The sequence below is a fragment of the Actinophytocola sp. genome, from assembly GCF_050699915.1.
Lineage (GTDB): Bacteria > Actinomycetota > Actinomycetes > Mycobacteriales > Pseudonocardiaceae > Actinophytocola.
In genome coordinates this window covers 1-16,082 of sequence record NZ_JBOHGA010000146.1, presented here as the reverse complement: position 1 = coordinate 16,082, position 16,082 = coordinate 1, and the positions used below count along the sequence as shown (strand labels likewise).

Sequence of the window (16,082 nt, the reverse complement as noted above, 5' to 3'; positions counted from 1 at the left end):
CCTCGCGCGCTGCGACCTGCGCCGACGCCGGCACGAGCACCGAGCCGTCCGCCCGGCGGCGCAGCTCGATCCCGCGGCCCAGCAGGTCGTTGACCGCGCTCGCGTCCTTGCCGTCGCGGATCCGCAGCGCGAGGTCCTGGCCCGGCGCGGCGTCCACACCACCGGTCGGCGACGCGACCACCACCGGCCGGCTCGGCACCCGCACGTCGCCGCGGCGCACGATGTCGACCGACGCGCCCCACAGCAGCCGATGGCTCCAGCCGGCGATGTCGTACATCTGCGGCGCGTCGGCCGACAGGTCCTTGCCGGCCTCCAGCATCGCGTTCGCGAGCCCACGCTTGGGCTGGTGCATGTCCACGAGGTACGAGCCGGCGGGGTACGAGCGCCCGCCCAGCGCGAAGCCGCGGGTCGCCTGCCGCACCCGCACGTCGTGGGTCACCAGGTGGTCCACCAGCCGCGCGGCGGCGACCGCGGAGCGCTGCGTCCCGCCGGCCGGGATCACGTACGCCCGCGGGAACTCGGTGGTGTACCGGTCCTCCGGCCCGAAGCCCGGCACGAACCCGTCCGGGACGAACCGCTGCCGCTCGCCCGCGGCGCCGCGCCGGAAGATCTCGATCTGGTTGTCGACCAACGCGACCCGGTGCCGCGCCGTGTACTCCAGCGTGGTCCGCACGGTCGTCTCCGACACGTCGGTGTTGATCTCCGCGCGCCTGCGCAGCTCCTCGACGGGCAGCTCGTCGTAGGCGTCGTTGTTGACCCGCAGGGGAATCTCGACCGTGTAGGACACCGCGCCGTGGTACATCGCGTACTGCGCGGTGAAGATCGGCGGCCAGCCGTCCCACTCGCCCGGCGGCAGGTCGCGGAACGGCACGACGACGTCCTGCGCCTCGGGGTGCCCGAGGGCCTTGACCGACCGCTCCATCGCGAGCCCGTTGGCCAGGCCGTGCTCGATGTAGAGGTCGAAGTCGTAGTTCTGGCCGTGCGGCGGACCGGTCGGCTCGATCAGCGTGCCGGCCACGTAGCCGTGCTCGTCGAGCGTGAGCACCGGCTGGGTGTCGATGATCATGTCGCGCATCGCGCGGTTCTCCTGCTGCGAGGAGGTGACGAAGTCGCGGTTGAGATCGAACCCGGTGGCGTTGGCACGGGTGCCGGCCACCCGGCCGTCGGGGTTCGCGGTGACGTTGAAGTAGATCCGGCTGTGCGCCAACAGCCGGCGTGCGGCCTGGTCACGCGTGGTGGCGAGGTACTCGATCTGGCGCAGCGCCGCGTCGGTGCCCTCCCACTCGTTGCCGTGGATGTTGTTGTTGATCCACACCGGGACCTTGTAGTCCCGCTCGAGCCGCTCGTCCTTCGCGGCGCGCGCCGGTTCGTTCTCGATCTTCGCGCGCCAGGCGTCCTGCTGGCGGGTCTGCGCGGGCCGCTCGGGCGCGGTCAGCGTGACGAGGTAGAGGTCGCGGCCGAGCCCGGACTGCCCGGCGACCTCCACGGAAACGCGGTCGCTGCGCGCCTGCAGGCCGTTCAGCCGGGGCGCGATCGCGTGATACGGGGTGAGCCCGAGCTTGATTGCCTTGTCGGCCGTGTCATCCGGATACACCCGCAGCTGGGTCTGCCTCGGGTAGCCCTGCCGCGAGCCGACCCGGTTCTCGCCGGCGGCCCGCTTCTGGCCGGCGAGCCGGTCGGTGGCGGCCACCTCGTTGCGGTCGGCGCCGTTGGCGGGCGCCTCGGTCCGCTCGGGGACCCGGACCTCGGGGTCGGCCGCCGCCAGACCTGTGATCGATGTCACGCCGACCGCGGCGGCGGTGAGCAGGGTGAGTGTTCGTCGGATGACCACGGGTCCTCCACTCGTAGCAGGCAGGATGTGCTTATCCGGCCCGCCGGACCGCCGTCAAGGACCGCGTAGCCTGGCGAGGTGACCATCGCTCCGGAAGGACGGAAGCTGCTCCGACTCGAGGTCCGCAACAGCGAGACCCCGATCGAGAAGAAGCCGTCGTGGATCAAGACCCGCGCCAAGATGGGCCCCGAGTACACCGAGCTGAAGGGCCTCGTGCGGCGGGAGGGACTGCACACGGTCTGCGAAGAGGCCGGCTGTCCCAACATCTACGAGTGCTGGGAGGACCGCGAGGCCACGTTCCTCATCGGCGGCGAGCAGTGCACCCGGCGGTGTGACTTCTGCCAGATCGACACGGGCAGGCCGGCGGCGCTGGACCGGTCCGAGCCGCGCAAGGTCGCGGAGTCGGTGCAGGCCATGGGCCTGCGGTACGCGACGGTCACCGGCGTGGCCCGCGACGACCTCGACGACGGCGGCGCGTGGCTGTACGCCGAGACCGTCCGCCAGATCCACACGATGAACCCGGGCACCGGCGTCGAGCTGCTGATCCCCGACTTCAACGCCGACCCCGAACAGCTGGCCGAGGTGTTCGGCTCGCGACCGCAGGTGCTGGCGCACAACCTGGAGACGGTGCCGCGGATCTTCAAGTCGATCCGGCCGGCGTTCCGCTACGAGCGGTCGCTGGAGGTGCTCACCCGGGCGCGCGAGTTCGGCCTGGTCACGAAGTCCAACCTGATTCTCGGCATGGGCGAGACCCCGGACGAGGTGACGACCGCGCTGCGCGACCTGCACGAGGCGGGCTGCGACATCATCACGATCACCCAGTACCTGCGCCCGTCGCTGCGCCACCACCCGGTCGACCGGTGGGTGAAGCCGGAGGAGTTCCTGGTCCACAAGGAGGCCGCGGAGGAGATCGGGTTCGCCGGGATCATGGCGGGTCCGCTGGTGCGCTCGTCGTACCGGGCCGGGCGGCTGTACACGCAGGCGATCACGCACCGCGGCGAGCAGGTGCCCGAGTCGCTGCGGCACCTCGCCGAGGCGGGGCCGGCGACCCAGGAGATCGGCGCGCTGCTGAACCGTCGCTGACCGTCAACCCGTATTCCGTCTAGGGGTGGAACCCCGATGTGCGGAGTGTGGTCCAACTGCTTGACTGTCGCGGGCGCGGCCGCAGGGGGCGGCCGTCGATGAGGGGAGCCGGCTGTGGCGCTGCTGACCGATGTCCTGGAGTGGTTGCAGGCGTTGCCGCAGCCCGCGCTGGTGGGGGCCACGGGCGGTCTGGTGTTCGCGGAGTGCACGATCGGGCTCGGGTTCATCGCGCCCGGCGAAGGTGGGCTGCTGATCGCGGCCACCACCGTCGACTCGGCCCAGCGGTTCCTCGTGCTGTGGGCGGTCGTGACGGTCGCCGCCGGTCTGGGCGACTCGATCGGGTTCGCCATCGGCCGCCGGTTCGGCCCGCGGCTGCGGGAGACCAAGCTGATCCAGAAGTACGGCACCGAGGGGTGGGACAAGGCCACCGGGATCCTGCGTAAACGCGGGGCGTGGGCGGTGTTCTTCGCGCGGTTCCTGCCGGTGGTGCGGACGCTGACGCCGGCCGCCGCGGGCACGTCGGGCCTGCCGTACCGCAAGTTCCTGCCGGCGGTGGTCGCGGGCGCGGCCTGCTGGTCGGCGATGCACATCGCGCTGGGCGCGGCCCTGGGCGAGGCGGCGAAGCGCATCGAGAGCGTGATCACGACGGGCGGCTCGTTCGTGGTCGGCGGCCTGGCACTGGCCGTGGTCGTCGTGATCCTCGTCCGCAAGCGCCGCAAGGCCCGGCGGACGGCCCTCGCCCCGACCGCGGGCGTGGCTCCGGACGCCGTCGCCACTGCTGCCGCTCCCGCCACGGCCGCATCGACGGGCCCCGGCGACGCCGACTCGACGACGCCGGCCTGAGCAAGGCCGCTGTTCACACCTGCCGGTACTCGTAGCTCGGCTTGATGTTCGTGTTGTAGTAGCGACCCGAGCTGTCCGCGGCGAGCAGCGCCATGAACTCGCGCGCCGGCACGTCGAGGTACTGGTAGACCGCGCCGCTCACGAGCTTCACCTCGAGCAGCCGGCGCTTCTGGTCGTAGCCGACCTCCGCGAGGACGCTGGACTCGATGGGCTGCCGGTGCATGCCGCCATTCTTCCCGTCATCACCGGCACGGGGGAGGGCACTAACGCTGCGTCGCGGATGGGCGATCTACCAGAACCCCGATCCGTGGGAGCGCGTCATGTCGAAACTCAACACGCGACTCGTCTCGGCGGCGGCCCAGAAGTGGGTCAAGCGCGGGGTCGCGTTCGTCGTGACACTCGGCGCGGTCGCCGGCGCGATCACCGCCGTCACCGCGCTGTGGCCCGAGGCGGACCCGCCGGACGCGGTGGACCGCGCGGAGCTGTCCATCGACGTCCGGCCGCGGGTGCCGCTGAGCCAGTACGCCCGAATGGCATCCGCGAAGCCGCAGGGGTTCCGCCTGCAGCCCACCGACGACCCGGTGATCGACCCGCCGGAGGAACCGCCCGCGGAACCCACCGACGTGCCCACCGAGGACCCGACGGACATGCCGACCGACGAGCTGCCGACGGACGTGCCGCCGTCCGCCGAATCGGTCACGCCGGAGCCGACCGGCGAAATGGCCGAGGGGCGACGGGCGGTGCCACCCGAGATCATCGTGGACGCGTGCCAGCAGCTGGAACTGCCGCCGGACGAATGTGGCGAACCGATCAACGGAATCGCGGACGGGTTCTCCACGGACGAGAACGGCAACCCGGTCGATCCGGAGGTCGCCGCCCAGCACGTGGTCGAGGTCCTCCGCGACACGCAGAAGACGGCCGACCAGGAGCCCCTCGGCGCGATCGTCATCGTGAAGGCCGACCTGATCGGCCTGCGGGACCGGCCGGTGCTGCTGACATGGGCGATGTGGCACAAGGACGGCGGCGACCGCCTCCACGAGGAGTGGCTCAACGAACGCCTGGCCTACGAGCTGCGAGCGAGCACCGACAACGACTCCACGGTGGCCCGGCTGTGGATCCCGCTGCCGAAGATCCCCGGCCCGTACCTGGTCGGTGTCACCGCCATGGTCGACGGCGCCCCACTGACCAGCGGCGAGGCCGAGTTCGGCTGACGGTCCGCTAGTCACGGCTCGCGCGGGGCAGCGCGAGCAGCCCCAGCGCGAACTCGATGCCGATCACGAGCGGCAGCACGGCGACGAAGGCGCCACCACCTGCCAGCACCGCCGAGACAGGCTCCGAGTCGCGCGCGGAGACGAGGATTCCCGTCAGCAGGGCCGCGATGATCGCGAGCAGCACCGCGACGAGGACGAGCAGGATCCGTTCGGTCGAACTTCTCACGACCATCACCCTCAGAAATGCTTAGACTAACCGAGACTAGAGTAGCATCTGGCACAGATGAGCCGAAAGACGTGAGGAAGAATGCCGCGGCTGTCCGAACCGCTAGACCCGGAGGCGAGCCCTGTCGCGCAGTTCGCCTGGGCGCTGCGTTCGCTGCGGGATCGGATGGGGACGTCTGCTCCTACGGTAGACGAGGTCAGCGCCCGTGAGGACATCCCGCGGTCGACGCTCTACGCGGCACTGTCCGGACACCGCCTGCCACGCCGCGAGGTGGTGGCCGCGATCGCCCGGCAGTGGGGCGGCGACGAGACCGCCTGGCTAACGAAACGCAGCGAGGTCGAACGACGCGCCAGCACCACGCCGGTGCCGGAGCGGCACGAGTCGGGTCTCAGCCCGGAGAGCATCGACATCCTGCGCGCGGCCGGCGTACGCGAACCCTTCGACGCCGGAACGGTTCTCATGAAGGCCGGAGAGCCCGCCGACGGGGTCATGCTCCTGGAACACGGCGTGGTCAAGGTCGTCGCGTCGACGCGATCCGGCCTCGCGGCGGTACTCGGCCTGCGCGGCGCGGGAGACCTGATCGGCGAGATGGCCGCTCTCAACGGCAGCCCCCGCACGGCCTCGGTGCTGGCCATGACACCGGTGTCGGTGTCCCGAATCGCCACCGACGACTTCACCGAGCTGCTCCACCGCCACCCGGAGATGATGCTGGAGCTGCTCAGGATCATCAGCGGTCGGCTGGCCGCCGCGACCCACCAGCAACTCGACCTGGCCACCGGAGCGAGCGGGCGCGTCCTGTCCTACCTCCGCATGCTCGGCGAGCGCCACGGCTCCCGCCTACCGAACGGCTCGCTGCGGCTCGCCAAGTTCCTCACCCAGCATGAGCTGGCCAGCACGCTGGGCATCTCGAACGCGAGCGTGGCCCGCGCCCTCCGCGACCTACGCACGACCGGCGCCGTGACGATCCACCGCGACGAAATCCTTATCCACCCACAAAGTTGACCGCTACCTTGTCAACTGCTCCAGCGGCACGATGGTGCAGTCCCACAGCTCGCGAACGAGTTTGGCCGCGCGCATCCAACGCAGACGCGGGTCGCCGTAGGCCACAGTGATCTCGTCCATGGCGGCCGGAAGCCCGCCGTCACAACGAAACTGCGTGCCGTGGACACCGGAGACGGGGGCGTTGCGGACACGCACGGCGGCCGCCCCTGCGCGGCGCAGGGCCGGACACAGCCGCGTGGCGAGCCGGACACACGGTAGGCAGACGGGTGGCTCGGTGACGGCCATCTGCTCCGGCCAGCCAGGCCAGTCGTCCCGGTGGTCCTTGAGCAGCCAGAGCACGCCATCCGCCGTGCGGTGGGCAGGTCCCGCGCAGACGTTGCAGAGCAACCGGCGCATGGCCCGGCGTTGACGCAACGGGTGGACCTTGGCGAACAAAGGTTGGCCTTCTCCCGGCCGCGAGAACGCCCGGAGCCAGAGCACGCCGTTGCGGTCGCGATCATGGACGGTCTCGTCGAGGTAGCCGATGCCGCGGCCGGGCCGCTCGATGACCGGGGTCGGTGCGTCGCTCTCCTCGCTCCACGCGCTGATGTATGGCGAGTAGGGGGTGAGCGCGGCGTAGTTGATGTGCTCGTGGGGGACCGCGGGCCTAGGCATCCGGCCGACCTGGTTGTTGACGTTCGCGATAGCGGCCATGTGGACGTTCGTCCTTGTCGTGTTGTCGATTCGCACCCCTCGGGCGCCTGGCAAGATCACGAAACCGCGCCCGGACGGACGTGCGGAACCAGGTGTGCGCGCCTTCCACACCGTTTGTCACCTGGGGTTACGCTGGATGATGAGGACAAGACCGCGACACCGACGGCGTGGATGAGATGACGAGCGAACCGGCGGACATCACCGCCCTGCGGCGTGATCTGGGCGAACGCCTTGCCACGTTCCGAAAGGCCGCCAGGGTCACGCAAGGTCAACTCGCCGCGGCCGCGTATCTCGACCGAACCACCGTGTCCCACATCGAGCGAGGCCGCACGCGCGCCGACGAGACGTTCTGGCAGACCGCCGACCAGGTGACGATCGCCGGTGGCCAGTTGTTGGCCGCCTACCACCAGCTCGAAGCCACGCGGCAGGAACAGGAGACCGCGACACGGTCCCGCCAGCTGGCCGCCGTCCGCGCCAAGGCGGACAGCTTGCGCGGCGTGCCCCTGGCGTGGAGTGCTCCACCGACCAGCGCTGACGATGAGCTGGCCGCGATCGAGCTGGCCCGGCGGGTGGCCGCGACGGACGTGGGTGAGGAGACGCTTACGCGGCTGGAGCTGGCGTTCGACGACCTGGCGATGGCCTACCCGGTGACGCCACCAGACGAACTGTTGGAGCGCTTGCGCCAACACCTGTCCTACGTCGGCACGCTGCTGGACGGCCGGATGACGCTGGCGGAACGGCGGCGGCTGGTGGTGGTGGGCGGCTGGTTGTCGCTGCTCGCGGCCACGGTGCACATCGATCTGAACCAGCCGACGGCCGCGACGGCCCGGCTCCGGACGGCGGCGAGCCTGGCCCAGCACGCCGGGCACGACGAGATCCGGGCCTGGTCCTTCGAGACGGAAGCCTGGCGGGTACTGACCGAGGGCGACTACCGGCGTGCGTTGGAGCTGTCCCGCGCGGCGCAGGCGTTGGCCCCCACTGGCAGCTCGGTCGCGATCCAGGCAACCGCGCAAGAAGGCCGGGCGTGGGCGCGGCTGCGCCAGCCGCGGGAGACATATGCCGCGATCGAGCGGGTGAACCAGTTGGTCTCGCCCCTCGCGCGTCCCGACCGGCCCGAGCACCACTACCGCTATGACCCGGACAAGTCCGTGGTGTACGTGGCAACGACGCTGGCGTGGGCGGGTGACCCGGCAGCTGAGGTCTATGCCCGCGAAGTGATCGGCCGGCTCAAGCCGACGAACGGCAACGGCAAGTGGCCCAGGCGGCTAGCGGCGGCCAATCTTGACCTGGCGCTGGCACTGCTCGTCACCGACCGGCTGGACGAAGCGTGCGACGCCGCCCAACAAGCCATTCTGTCCGGACGTGTGGTGCCCTCCAACCATTGGCGGGCAGCCGAGGTGGTCGACGCGGTAGAAGCACGTCAGCTGCCCCAGGCAGGAGACCTCCGCGAGGCGTACGAGGGACTGCGCCGGGGCGAAGTTGGCGAGAACGGTCTGCCAGGCGTGGTCAACGATCTTGGTGGGCGCAGTAGGACTTGAACCTACGACCGCTCGGGTGTAAGCCGAGTGCTCTTCCGCTGAGCTATGCGCCCCAGCTGGGTCACGGCAGGGCGGCCACCGCCTTCTTCCATGCGTCCTGGTCCCGCGCCTCGCCCGGGCCGTTGACCTCCGCGAAGCGGACCTCGCCCGTCTTGTCGATCAGGAACGTGCCCCTGACCGCCATGCCGACCGCCTCGTTGAAGACACCGTACGTCGACGCGACCGCCCCGTGCGGCCAGAAGTCCGACAGCAGCGGGAACTGGTAGCCCTCCTCCCGCGCCCACGCCTTCAGGCTGAACGGCGTGTCGACCGAGACGCCCAGCACCTGGACGTCGCCGGCGACGTAGTCGGCCAGCTCGTCTCGGAGCTGGCACAGCTCGCCGCGGCAGATGCCGCTGAACGCGAACGGGTAGAAGACCAGCAGCACGTTCGACGCCCCGCGAAAGGACGACAGCGTCACCTGCTGGTTGTCGTAGTCCTTGAGCGTGAAGTCCGGCGCCTGCGAACCGACCTCGACCGCCATCTGGGCATCCTCCTGCTGTCCGACTCCGGGGTGCGGGCGACAGCCTAGGGCACCCCGGCGACGAGACTCAGCGCTTGGACTTGGCGGACTTCGGCGACACCAGCCGGGTGGCCGACCAATCTGGTCCGATGCTCACGTTCGACGTCTGCGACAGCCCGGCGGTTGGCACCGCCTCGGCGATCTCGCTCGGCTCGACGTGTCCGTCCCGGCCGGTCTTGGGTGTCAACACCCAGATCACGCCGTTGTCGGCGAGCGGCCCCATGGCGTCCATGAGGGCGTCGACAAGATCACCGTCGTCCTCGCGCCACCACAGCAACACCACGTCGACGACGTCGTCGGCGTCCTCGTCGAGAAGATCGCTGCCGATTCGCTCCTCGATCTCGGCGCGCGCGCCGTCGTCAACGTCCTCGTCCCAGCCGATCTCCTGGACGACCATGCCAGGCTCGATCCCGAGCCTATCGGCGACGCCGGCCTTGCCGGCGTCTCCCGCGGCGACCACGGCTTCCACTCCTCCTCAACGCCAACGCGGTGGCCATCCCACCACCGCGTATTGGTATTGGGATAGCGAACACTGAGCGTGCCCACCTGCGCAACCACCCACGCCGGGTTTAGCAGTACTCACCAGTAACGATGACGCGAGCAGCCGTCCGGACGACGATGGTGGCGGTGATGGCAGAGTTAGCGTCATGAGCGCAGGCACTGGAGATCCCTTGGCTACGCAGAACAGCGGAAACAGTGGCAACCGGCCCGAGCGGGTGCGCGTGATCCGCGACGGCCTCGCAGCTCACCTGCCGGACATCGACCCCGACGAGACCGGCGAGTGGCTGGAGTCGTTCGACGCGATGCTCGCCTCGGGCGGCCAGGCACGTGCCCGCTACCTCATGCTGCGCCTGCTCGAGCGCGCCCGGGAGAGCCGCGTCGGTGTGCCCTCGCTCACCAGCACCGACTACGTCAACTCGATCCCCACCGACCAGGAGCCCTGGTTCCCCGGCGACGAGGAGGTCGAGCGCCGCTACCGGGCCTGGATCCGCTGGAACGCCGCGATGACCGTGCACCGCGCGCAGCGCCCGGGCGTCGGCGTCGGCGGGCACATCTCCACCTACGCCTCCTCCGCGACGCTCTACGAGGTCGGCTTCAACTGGTTCTTCCGCGGCAAGGACCACCCCGGCGGCGGCGACCAGGTTTTCTTCCAGGGCCACGCCTCCCCCGGCATGTACGCCCGCGCCTTCCTCGAGGGCCGCCTGTCCGCCGACCAGCTCGACGGCTTCCGCCAGGAGCTCTCGCACGGCGGCCCGGGCGCCGGCCTGCCGTCCTACCCGCACCCGCGGCTCATGCCGGACTTCTGGGAGTACCCGACCGTCTCGATGGGCCTCGGCCCGATGAACGCGATCTACCAGGCCCGGTTCAACCGGTACCTGCACGACCGCGGCATCAAGCAGACCGCCGACCAGCACGTCTGGGCGTTCCTCGGCGACGGCGAGATGGACGAGCCGGAGTCCCGCGGGCTGATCCACGTCGCCGCCAACGAGGGCCTGGACAACCTCACCTTCGTGATCAACTGCAACCTGCAGCGGCTGGACGGGCCGGTCCGCGGCAATGGCAAGATCATCCAGGAGCTGGAGTCCTTCTTCCGCGGCGCCGGATGGAACGTCATCAAGGTCATTTGGGGCCGCGAGTGGGACTCGCTGCTGCACGCCGACCGCGACGGCGCGCTGATCAACCTGATGAACACCACGCCCGATGGCGACTACCAGACCTACAAGGCCAACGACGGCGCCTTCGTCCGCGAGCACTTCTTCGGGCGCGACCCGCGCACCAAGGAGCTCGTCACGCCGATGTCCGACCAGGAGATCTGGAACCTCAAGCGCGGCGGGCACGACTACCGCAAGGTCTACGCGGCCTACCAGGCGGCCAGCGAGCACCACGGCCAGCCGACGGTCATCCTCGCCAAGACGATCAAGGGTTACGGGCTCGGCCCGCACTTCGCGGGCCGCAACGCGACCCACCAGATGAAGAAGATGACCCTGGACGACCTCAAGCTCTTCCGGGACTCGACGCGCGTCCCGATCTCGGACGCGGAGCTGGAGAAGGACCCGTACCTGCCGCCGTACTACCACCCCGGCAACGACGCGCCGGAGATCCAGTACCTGCACGAGCGGCGGCGTCAGCTCGGCGGCTTCCTGCCCGAGCGGCGCGCGAAGACCAAGGCCCTGGTGCTGCCCGGCGACAAGGTCTACGACGTGGTCCGCAAGGGGTCGGGCAAGCAGGAGGTCGCCACCACGATGGCGTTCGTCCGGCTCGTCCGCGACCTCGCGAAGGACCCGGAGGTCGGGCCGCGGCTGGTGCCGATCATCCCGGACGAGGCCCGCACGTTCGGCATGGACTCGATGTTCCCGACGCAGAAGATCTACAACCCGCACGGCCAGCTGTACACGTCGGTCGACGCGTCGCTCATGTTGTCCTACAAGGAGAGCGAGCAGGGACAGATCCTGCACGAGGGCATCAACGAGGCCGGCTCGACCGCGTCGTTCGCCGCCGCCGGCACCTCGTACGCCACGCACGGCGAGCCGATGATCCCGATCTACATCTTCTACTCGATGTTCGGCTTCCAGCGCACCGGCGACGGGCTGTGGGCGGCCGCCGACCAGATGGCCCGCGGGTTCATCGTCGGCGCCACCGCGGGGCGGACCACGCTGACCGGCGAGGGCCTGCAGCACAACGACGGGCACTCGCTGCTGCTCGCCGCCACCAACCCGGCCGTGATCGCCTACGACCCGGCCTGGTCCTTCGAGATCGCGCACATCGTCCGCGACGGCCTGCGGCGCATGTACGGCGAGCAGGCCGAGGACATCTTCTACTACCTGACCATCTACAACGAGCCGTACGTGCAGGCGCCCGAGCCCGACGACCTCGACGCCGAGGGGCTGCTGCGGGGGCTGTACCGCTACCAGGCCGCGCCGGAGGGGACGGGCCCGCGGGCGCGGATTCTCGTGTCCGGGGTCGCGATGCCGTGGGCGTTGCGCGCCGCCGAGCGGCTGCGCGACGAGTGGAACGTGCGGGCCGAGGTGTGGTCGGCGACGTCGTGGTCGGAGCTGCGCCGGGACGCCGTCGAGACCGACCGGCACAACTTCCTGCACCCCGAGGCGGAGGCGCGCCGGCCGTACGTGACGCAGGTGCTCTCCGGCGGTTCCGGCCCGGTGATCGCGGCGACCGACTGGATGCGCGCGGTGCCCGACATGATCCGCCCCTGGGTGCCGACGGACATGCTCACGCTCGGCACCGACGGGTTCGGCTTCTCCGACACCAGGCCCGCCGCACGACGCCACTTCCTGGTCGACGCCGAGTCGATCACCGTCGGCGTGCTGTCCGCGCTGTCGCGCCGAGGCGAGGTGGAGAAGTCGACCGTCGTCGAGGCCTCCCGCAAGTACCGCATCGACGACGTCTCGGCGGCCGGCCCGCAGACCTCCGACCCCGGAGTCGCCTGACCTGCGTTAGCACGATAGGGGGACACCGCTGGCGACCTCCCCCCGGTCCGTCCATAGTGGAGTTACCGGTGGGGACCGGGGAGAGGGGCCGCCCGGCGACGTGCGCACCGCCACGCCGGGCGGCTCCGCGCCCCTCCGGATCCTCCGCGCTGCGCTGGGTGTTGACCAGCGTTGGCGCCACGCACCCTTGTGGGACTGCGCGCCCTTGTTGTGCGACTCGTTTCTCGAAGCACCCCTCGATACGAGTGAGGGAGTCGGGGGCGGCGGCGGGTGGTTGCGGGCAGGGCGCCAGCCCCCGCCCCGAGCCGACCTCTGCGCCAGTCCGAGTTAAACATCTTTGACATCCTGTCGGGACTGCTTTACATTTGAGCGTGTCAAAGTTGTTTTACATCGGGAGTCTGGTGTGGCGTTCGAGGAGAAGCGGGCCTGGATCATGTTGGTCACGTCCGTCGTCGGGTACGTGATCTACCTCGTCATCGTGGTGGGGCGGCTCGGGGACAGACCCGTGGACGACGTCGCCTACGTGGGTGCCCTGCTGTGGACCATCGGCGGCGCGATCGTCGTCAACATCATCGCCAACATCGGGCTCGGGATCGTCGCCCGCGACGAGGCCGGCAAGCGGGACGAGCGCGACCGGGAGATCGGGCGGTTCGGCGAGTACATCGGGCAGTCGTTCGTCGTCATCGGGGGGCTGGCGGCGATGGTCATGGCGGTGCTGGAGCTCGACCACTTCTGGATCGCCAACGCCGTCTACCTCTGCTTCGCCCTCTCCTCGGTCCTCGGCTCCACCGCCAAGGTCTTCGCCTACCGGCGGGGGTTCCAGCAGTGGTGAAGCCGACCAGAGTCACCAACTCGATCCGCGCGCTGCGGTTCGCACACGGCGAGATGACCCAGGCCGACCTCGCGGACCGCGTCGGGGTGACCCGGCAAACCATCATCGCCATCGAGCAGGGGCGCTACTCGCCGTCCCTCGAGATGGCCTTCCAGATCGCTCGGGTGTTCAAGGTTCCCCTCGACGAGGTGTTCCAGTACCCGGAAGGAGACACGACATGAAGGCAATCGTCCAGGACACGTACGGCGAGGCCGACGTCCTGCGTTTCGAAGACATCGACAGACCCGTGGCCGGCCGGGGTGAGCTCCTCGTTGAGGTACGCGCCGCCGGCGTGGACGCCGGGGTGTGGCACCTCATGGCGGGGATGCCGCTGATCGGCCGGCCGGCGATGGGCTGGTCGCGGCCGAAGATGCGCGTTCGCGGGCTCGAGCTCGCCGGCCGGGTCGTCGCCGTCGGCGAGGGCGTGACCCGCTTCAAGGAAGGCGACGAGGTCTTCGGCACCGGCTGGGGCGCCTTCGCCGAGTACGTCCGGGTCAAGGAGGACAAGGCCGCGCACAAGCCGGCCAACCTCAGCTTCGAGCAGGCCGCCGCCGTGCCGGTCTCCGCCTGCACCGCGCTGCAGGCGTTGCGCAAGGGAGAGAACGCCGCGCGCGTGCTCGTCATCGGTGCCGGCGGCGGGGTCGGCACCTACGCCGTCCAGCTCGCGAAGGCGTCCGGCGCGCAGGTCACCGGCGTGTGCAGCACCGCCAAGGCCGACCTCGTCCGCGGGCTCGGCGCCGAGGTCGTCGACTACACCTCCGAAGAGCTCACCGGCACCTACGACCTCATCCTCGACATCGCCGGCCTCCGCAAGCTCGGCACGCTGCGCAAGCACCTGACGCGCGACGGCACGCTCGTGTTCGTCGGCGGCGAGGGCGGCGGCCGCTGGCTCGGCGGCATGCAGCGAAGCCTCGGCGGGCTGCTGCTCTCCCCCTTCGGCAAGCAGAACCTGCGCGGGCTGTTCGCCACCGAGCCCGCCGCCGACCTCGAGCACCTGCGTTCGCTCATCGAGGCCGGCACGGTCACGCCCGTGCTCGACCGGACCTTCCCGCTCGCCCAGGCCGCGGACGCCGTCCGGTACCAGCACGCCGGGAAGGCTCGCGGAAAGATCGTGGTCGTCCCGTAAGGCATACAGTCGGACCATGGCCAAGGTGTCGGAGGCAACCCTCGCGGCCCTGGACCGCGCCTCCGGCAAGCTCGCCTCGCTCGCCCTCGCCTCGATGGACGAGCAGTTCGCCTGGTTCAACCGGATGCCGGCCGACCAGCGGGCGAGTGTCCAGCTCATCGCGCAGACCGGCGCCGCGGGATTCACCGCGTACCTCCGCGACCAGCGCGAGGCCATCCGGCTCACCGCCGACGCCTTCCGGCAGGCCCCGCGCGAGCTGTCCCGCTGGATCAGCCTGCGGCAGACCGTCGAGCTGGTCCGTGTCGCACTGCACGTCATCGAGCGGGAGATGCCCGACCTCGCGGCCGACGAGGACGAGCGGCAGGTCCTCACCGAGGCCGTGCTGCGCTACGGCCGCGAGGTGGCCTTCACCTCCGCCATGTCCTACGCCTCCGCCGCCGAGACCCGCGGCGCCTGGGACGCCCGGCTCGAGGCCTCCGTCGTCGACGCGATCGTCCGCGGCGACGCGGAGGAGTCGCTGCTGTCCCGGGCCGCCGCGCTCGGCTGGGACCCCGAGGCGCCGGCCACCGTCCTCGTCGGCAACTCCCCCTCCGACGACCCGCCGACCGTCCTCTACGAGGTCCGCAGCCGCGCCGCCCGGGTCAACCGGCCCGTCCTGCTCGGCGTGCAGGGCTCGCGCCTCGTCGTCGTCCTCGCCGGCGACACCGAGGAGCCCGCGAACCAGGTGCTGCGCAGGATGTCCACCTCCTTCGGCGACGGGCCGGTCGTGGCCGGGCCGACCGTGCCCAACATCGCCGACGCACACCGCAGCTCCGCCGACGCGCTGTCCGGCCTGCGCGCCGTCGTCGCGTGGCCCGCCGCCCCGCGCCCGGTCCGCTCCACCGACCTGCTGCCCGAGCGCGCGCTCGCCGGCGACCCGGAGGCGGAGTACCAGCTCATCGAGCAGATCGCCCGGCCACTCGAGGACGCCGGCGGCGCGCTGCTGGAGACCGTGGAGACCTACCTCGAGGCCGGCGGCGTCCTCGAGGTGTGCGCGCGGCTGCTGTTCGTCCACCCGAACACCGTCCGCTACCGGCTGCGCAAGGCCGCCGAGCTCACCGGCCACAACGCCGTCCTCGCCCGCGACGCACACGTGCTGCGCATCGCGCTGGCCGTGGGCAGGTTGTCGCGAGCTCGTGGCTTGTGGTAGCCATTTGGACAACACAAAGCCGCCTGGATCGTTCATTTCGCCGTAACCTTTGTAGGTTCTCTACAAATCCACCGCCACGACTTGGTGACTGTCAGCATCACGGAAGGTGCGGTCGAACGTGTGTAGTGGACGGGTGTTCGCGCTACTCGCCCCAGGACAGGGCTCCCAGGCCCCCGGCATGTTCGCCCCGTGGCTCGAGCTGGACGGCACCCGCGAGCGGGTGGCCGGCTGGTCCGAGCTGACCGGGCTCGACCTCGTCGAGCTCGGCACCACGGCGGACGCGGACGCGATCAAGGACACCGCGATCACCCAGCCGCTGGTCGTCGCGCTCACGCTGCTGGCGTTCGAGGAGCTGGAGCGCCGGCACGAGCTGCCGGCCGACATGCTGGTGGCCGGGCACTCCGTGGGCGAGCTCGCCGCGGCCGCGATGGCCGGCGTGCTCGGCGCGGACGACGCGGTCG

17 protein-coding genes and 1 tRNA gene are annotated in these 16,082 nt (G+C 70.5%); 11 read left to right on the top strand and 7 right to left on the bottom strand.

Annotation, left to right across the window (positions count from 1 at the left end; all coding sequences use genetic code 11):
* Nucleotides 1-1,831: M14 family zinc carboxypeptidase (locus tag ACRDSK_RS22775; RefSeq protein ID WP_431443264.1), on the bottom strand; the 1,831-nt coding region annotated here is incomplete at its 3' end.
* 78 nt (nt 1,832-1,909) lie between these two features.
* Here ACRDSK_RS22775 and lipA point away from each other — a divergent pair.
* Together lipA and ACRDSK_RS22765 are read left to right on the top strand one after the other, a co-directional pair.
* Entirely contained in the window at nt 1,910-2,914 is a 1,005-nt protein-coding gene (lipA, locus tag ACRDSK_RS22770; RefSeq protein WP_431443263.1) for a lipoyl synthase, read from the top strand.
* A gap of 114 nt (nt 2,915-3,028) precedes the next feature.
* The gene (locus ACRDSK_RS22765; RefSeq protein ID WP_431443262.1) at nt 3,029-3,757 is read left to right on the top strand and encodes a DedA family protein; all 729 of its coding nucleotides are present in this window, start codon (nt 3,029-3,031) and stop codon (nt 3,755-3,757) included.
* 13 nt (nt 3,758-3,770) lie between these two features.
* Here the strand turns inward: ACRDSK_RS22765 and ACRDSK_RS22760 are convergent, their stop codons facing one another.
* On the bottom strand, nt 3,771-3,980 hold the full coding sequence (locus tag ACRDSK_RS22760) for a KTSC domain-containing protein (RefSeq protein ID WP_431443261.1): 210 nt from the start codon (nt 3,978-3,980) through the stop codon (nt 3,771-3,773).
* A 97-nt stretch (nt 3,981-4,077) separates the two neighbouring features.
* Here ACRDSK_RS22760 and ACRDSK_RS22755 point away from each other — a divergent pair, with 97 nt between their 5' ends.
* The gene (locus tag ACRDSK_RS22755) at nt 4,078-4,968 is read left to right on the top strand and encodes a hypothetical protein (RefSeq protein WP_431443260.1); all 891 of its coding nucleotides are present in this window, start codon (nt 4,078-4,080) and stop codon (nt 4,966-4,968) included.
* A gap of 7 nt (nt 4,969-4,975) precedes the next feature.
* Here the strand turns inward: ACRDSK_RS22755 and ACRDSK_RS22750 are convergent, their stop codons facing one another.
* The gene (locus ACRDSK_RS22750) at nt 4,976-5,194 is read right to left on the bottom strand and encodes a hypothetical protein (RefSeq protein WP_431443259.1); all 219 of its coding nucleotides are present in this window, start codon (nt 5,192-5,194) and stop codon (nt 4,976-4,978) included.
* Nucleotides 5,195-5,275: 81 nt separating this feature from the next.
* On the opposite strand from ACRDSK_RS22750, the gene ACRDSK_RS22745 reads away from it, so the two are divergent.
* A complete protein-coding gene (locus tag ACRDSK_RS22745) occupies nt 5,276-6,196 on the top strand; it encodes a Crp/Fnr family transcriptional regulator (protein ID WP_431443258.1) in 921 nt (306 codons plus the stop codon).
* A 3-nt stretch (nt 6,197-6,199) separates the two neighbouring features.
* On the opposite strand, the gene ACRDSK_RS22740 is transcribed toward ACRDSK_RS22745, so the two are convergent.
* Nucleotides 6,200-6,889 carry a hypothetical protein gene (locus tag ACRDSK_RS22740; RefSeq protein ID WP_431443257.1) on the bottom strand — a complete coding sequence of 230 codons (690 nt, stop codon included), beginning with the start codon at nt 6,887-6,889 and terminating at the stop codon, nt 6,200-6,202.
* 176 nt (nt 6,890-7,065) lie between these two features.
* Here ACRDSK_RS22740 and ACRDSK_RS22735 point away from each other — a divergent pair, with 176 nt between their 5' ends.
* The gene (locus ACRDSK_RS22735) at nt 7,066-8,427 is read left to right on the top strand and encodes a helix-turn-helix domain-containing protein (RefSeq protein WP_431443266.1); all 1,362 of its coding nucleotides are present in this window, start codon (nt 7,066-7,068) and stop codon (nt 8,425-8,427) included.
* Here ACRDSK_RS22735 and ACRDSK_RS22730 read toward each other — a convergent pair.
* From ACRDSK_RS22730 to ACRDSK_RS22720, 3 genes are all read right to left on the bottom strand, one after another.
* Nucleotides 8,406-8,480 (bottom strand) — tRNA-Val (locus tag ACRDSK_RS22730). The two genes, ACRDSK_RS22735 and ACRDSK_RS22730, sit on opposite strands and share 22 nt — an antisense overlap.
* A gap of 8 nt (nt 8,481-8,488) precedes the next feature.
* On the bottom strand, nt 8,489-8,950 hold the full coding sequence (locus ACRDSK_RS22725; protein ID WP_431443256.1) for a peroxiredoxin: 462 nt from the start codon (nt 8,948-8,950) through the stop codon (nt 8,489-8,491).
* 67 nt (nt 8,951-9,017) lie between these two features.
* Nucleotides 9,018-9,449, bottom strand: coding sequence for a DUF3052 domain-containing protein (locus tag ACRDSK_RS22720; RefSeq protein WP_431443255.1), 432 nt, complete (start codon nt 9,447-9,449; stop codon nt 9,018-9,020).
* 187 nt (nt 9,450-9,636) lie between these two features.
* Here ACRDSK_RS22720 and aceE point away from each other — a divergent pair, with 187 nt between their 5' ends.
* The 6 genes from aceE to ACRDSK_RS22690 all read left to right on the top strand — a co-directional run.
* A complete protein-coding gene (aceE, locus tag ACRDSK_RS22715) occupies nt 9,637-12,435 on the top strand; it encodes a pyruvate dehydrogenase (acetyl-transferring), homodimeric type (protein ID WP_431443254.1) in 2,799 nt (932 codons plus the stop codon).
* A gap of 403 nt (nt 12,436-12,838) precedes the next feature.
* Nucleotides 12,839-13,267, top strand: coding sequence for a hypothetical protein (locus ACRDSK_RS22710; RefSeq protein ID WP_431443253.1), 429 nt, complete (start codon nt 12,839-12,841; stop codon nt 13,265-13,267).
* Nucleotides 13,261-13,488: a helix-turn-helix transcriptional regulator gene (locus tag ACRDSK_RS22705; protein ID WP_431443252.1), complete on the top strand. Its 228-nt coding sequence runs from the start codon at nt 13,261-13,263 to the stop codon at nt 13,486-13,488. The genes ACRDSK_RS22710 and ACRDSK_RS22705 overlap by 7 nt, the downstream gene beginning before the upstream one ends.
* Nucleotides 13,485-14,432 carry an NAD(P)-dependent alcohol dehydrogenase gene (locus ACRDSK_RS22700; protein ID WP_431443251.1) on the top strand — a complete coding sequence of 316 codons (948 nt, stop codon included), beginning with the start codon at nt 13,485-13,487 and terminating at the stop codon, nt 14,430-14,432. Before ACRDSK_RS22705 ends, ACRDSK_RS22700 begins: the two co-directional genes overlap by 4 nt.
* 16 nt (nt 14,433-14,448) lie before the next feature.
* Nucleotides 14,449-15,621, top strand: coding sequence for a PucR family transcriptional regulator (locus ACRDSK_RS22695; RefSeq protein WP_431443250.1), 1,173 nt, complete (start codon nt 14,449-14,451; stop codon nt 15,619-15,621).
* A 178-nt stretch (nt 15,622-15,799) separates the two neighbouring features.
* On the top strand, nt 15,800-16,082 hold a 283-nt coding region (locus ACRDSK_RS22690; RefSeq protein ID WP_431443265.1), incomplete at its 3' end, for an acyltransferase domain-containing protein.

Coding starts and splice junctions, on each gene's coding strand:
- ACRDSK_RS22700 (WP_431443251.1), top strand. CDS start 13,485: ATGAAGGCAATCGTCCAGGACACGTACGGCGAGGCCGACGTCCTGCGT.
- aceE (WP_431443254.1), top strand. CDS start 9,637: ATGAGCGCAGGCACTGGAGATCCCTTGGCTACGCAGAACAGCGGAAAC.
- ACRDSK_RS22755 (WP_431443260.1), top strand. CDS start 4,078: ATGTCGAAACTCAACACGCGACTCGTCTCGGCGGCGGCCCAGAAGTGG.
- ACRDSK_RS22725 (WP_431443256.1), bottom strand. CDS start 8,950: ATGGCGGTCGAGGTCGGTTCGCAGGCGCCGGACTTCACGCTCAAGGAC.
- ACRDSK_RS22740 (WP_431443257.1), bottom strand. CDS start 6,889: ATGGCCGCTATCGCGAACGTCAACAACCAGGTCGGCCGGATGCCTAGG.
- ACRDSK_RS22745 (WP_431443258.1), top strand. CDS start 5,276: ATGCCGCGGCTGTCCGAACCGCTAGACCCGGAGGCGAGCCCTGTCGCG.
- ACRDSK_RS22760 (WP_431443261.1), bottom strand. CDS start 3,980: ATGCACCGGCAGCCCATCGAGTCCAGCGTCCTCGCGGAGGTCGGCTAC.
- ACRDSK_RS22735 (WP_431443266.1), top strand. CDS start 7,066: ATGACGAGCGAACCGGCGGACATCACCGCCCTGCGGCGTGATCTGGGC.
- ACRDSK_RS22695 (WP_431443250.1), top strand. CDS start 14,449: ATGGCCAAGGTGTCGGAGGCAACCCTCGCGGCCCTGGACCGCGCCTCC.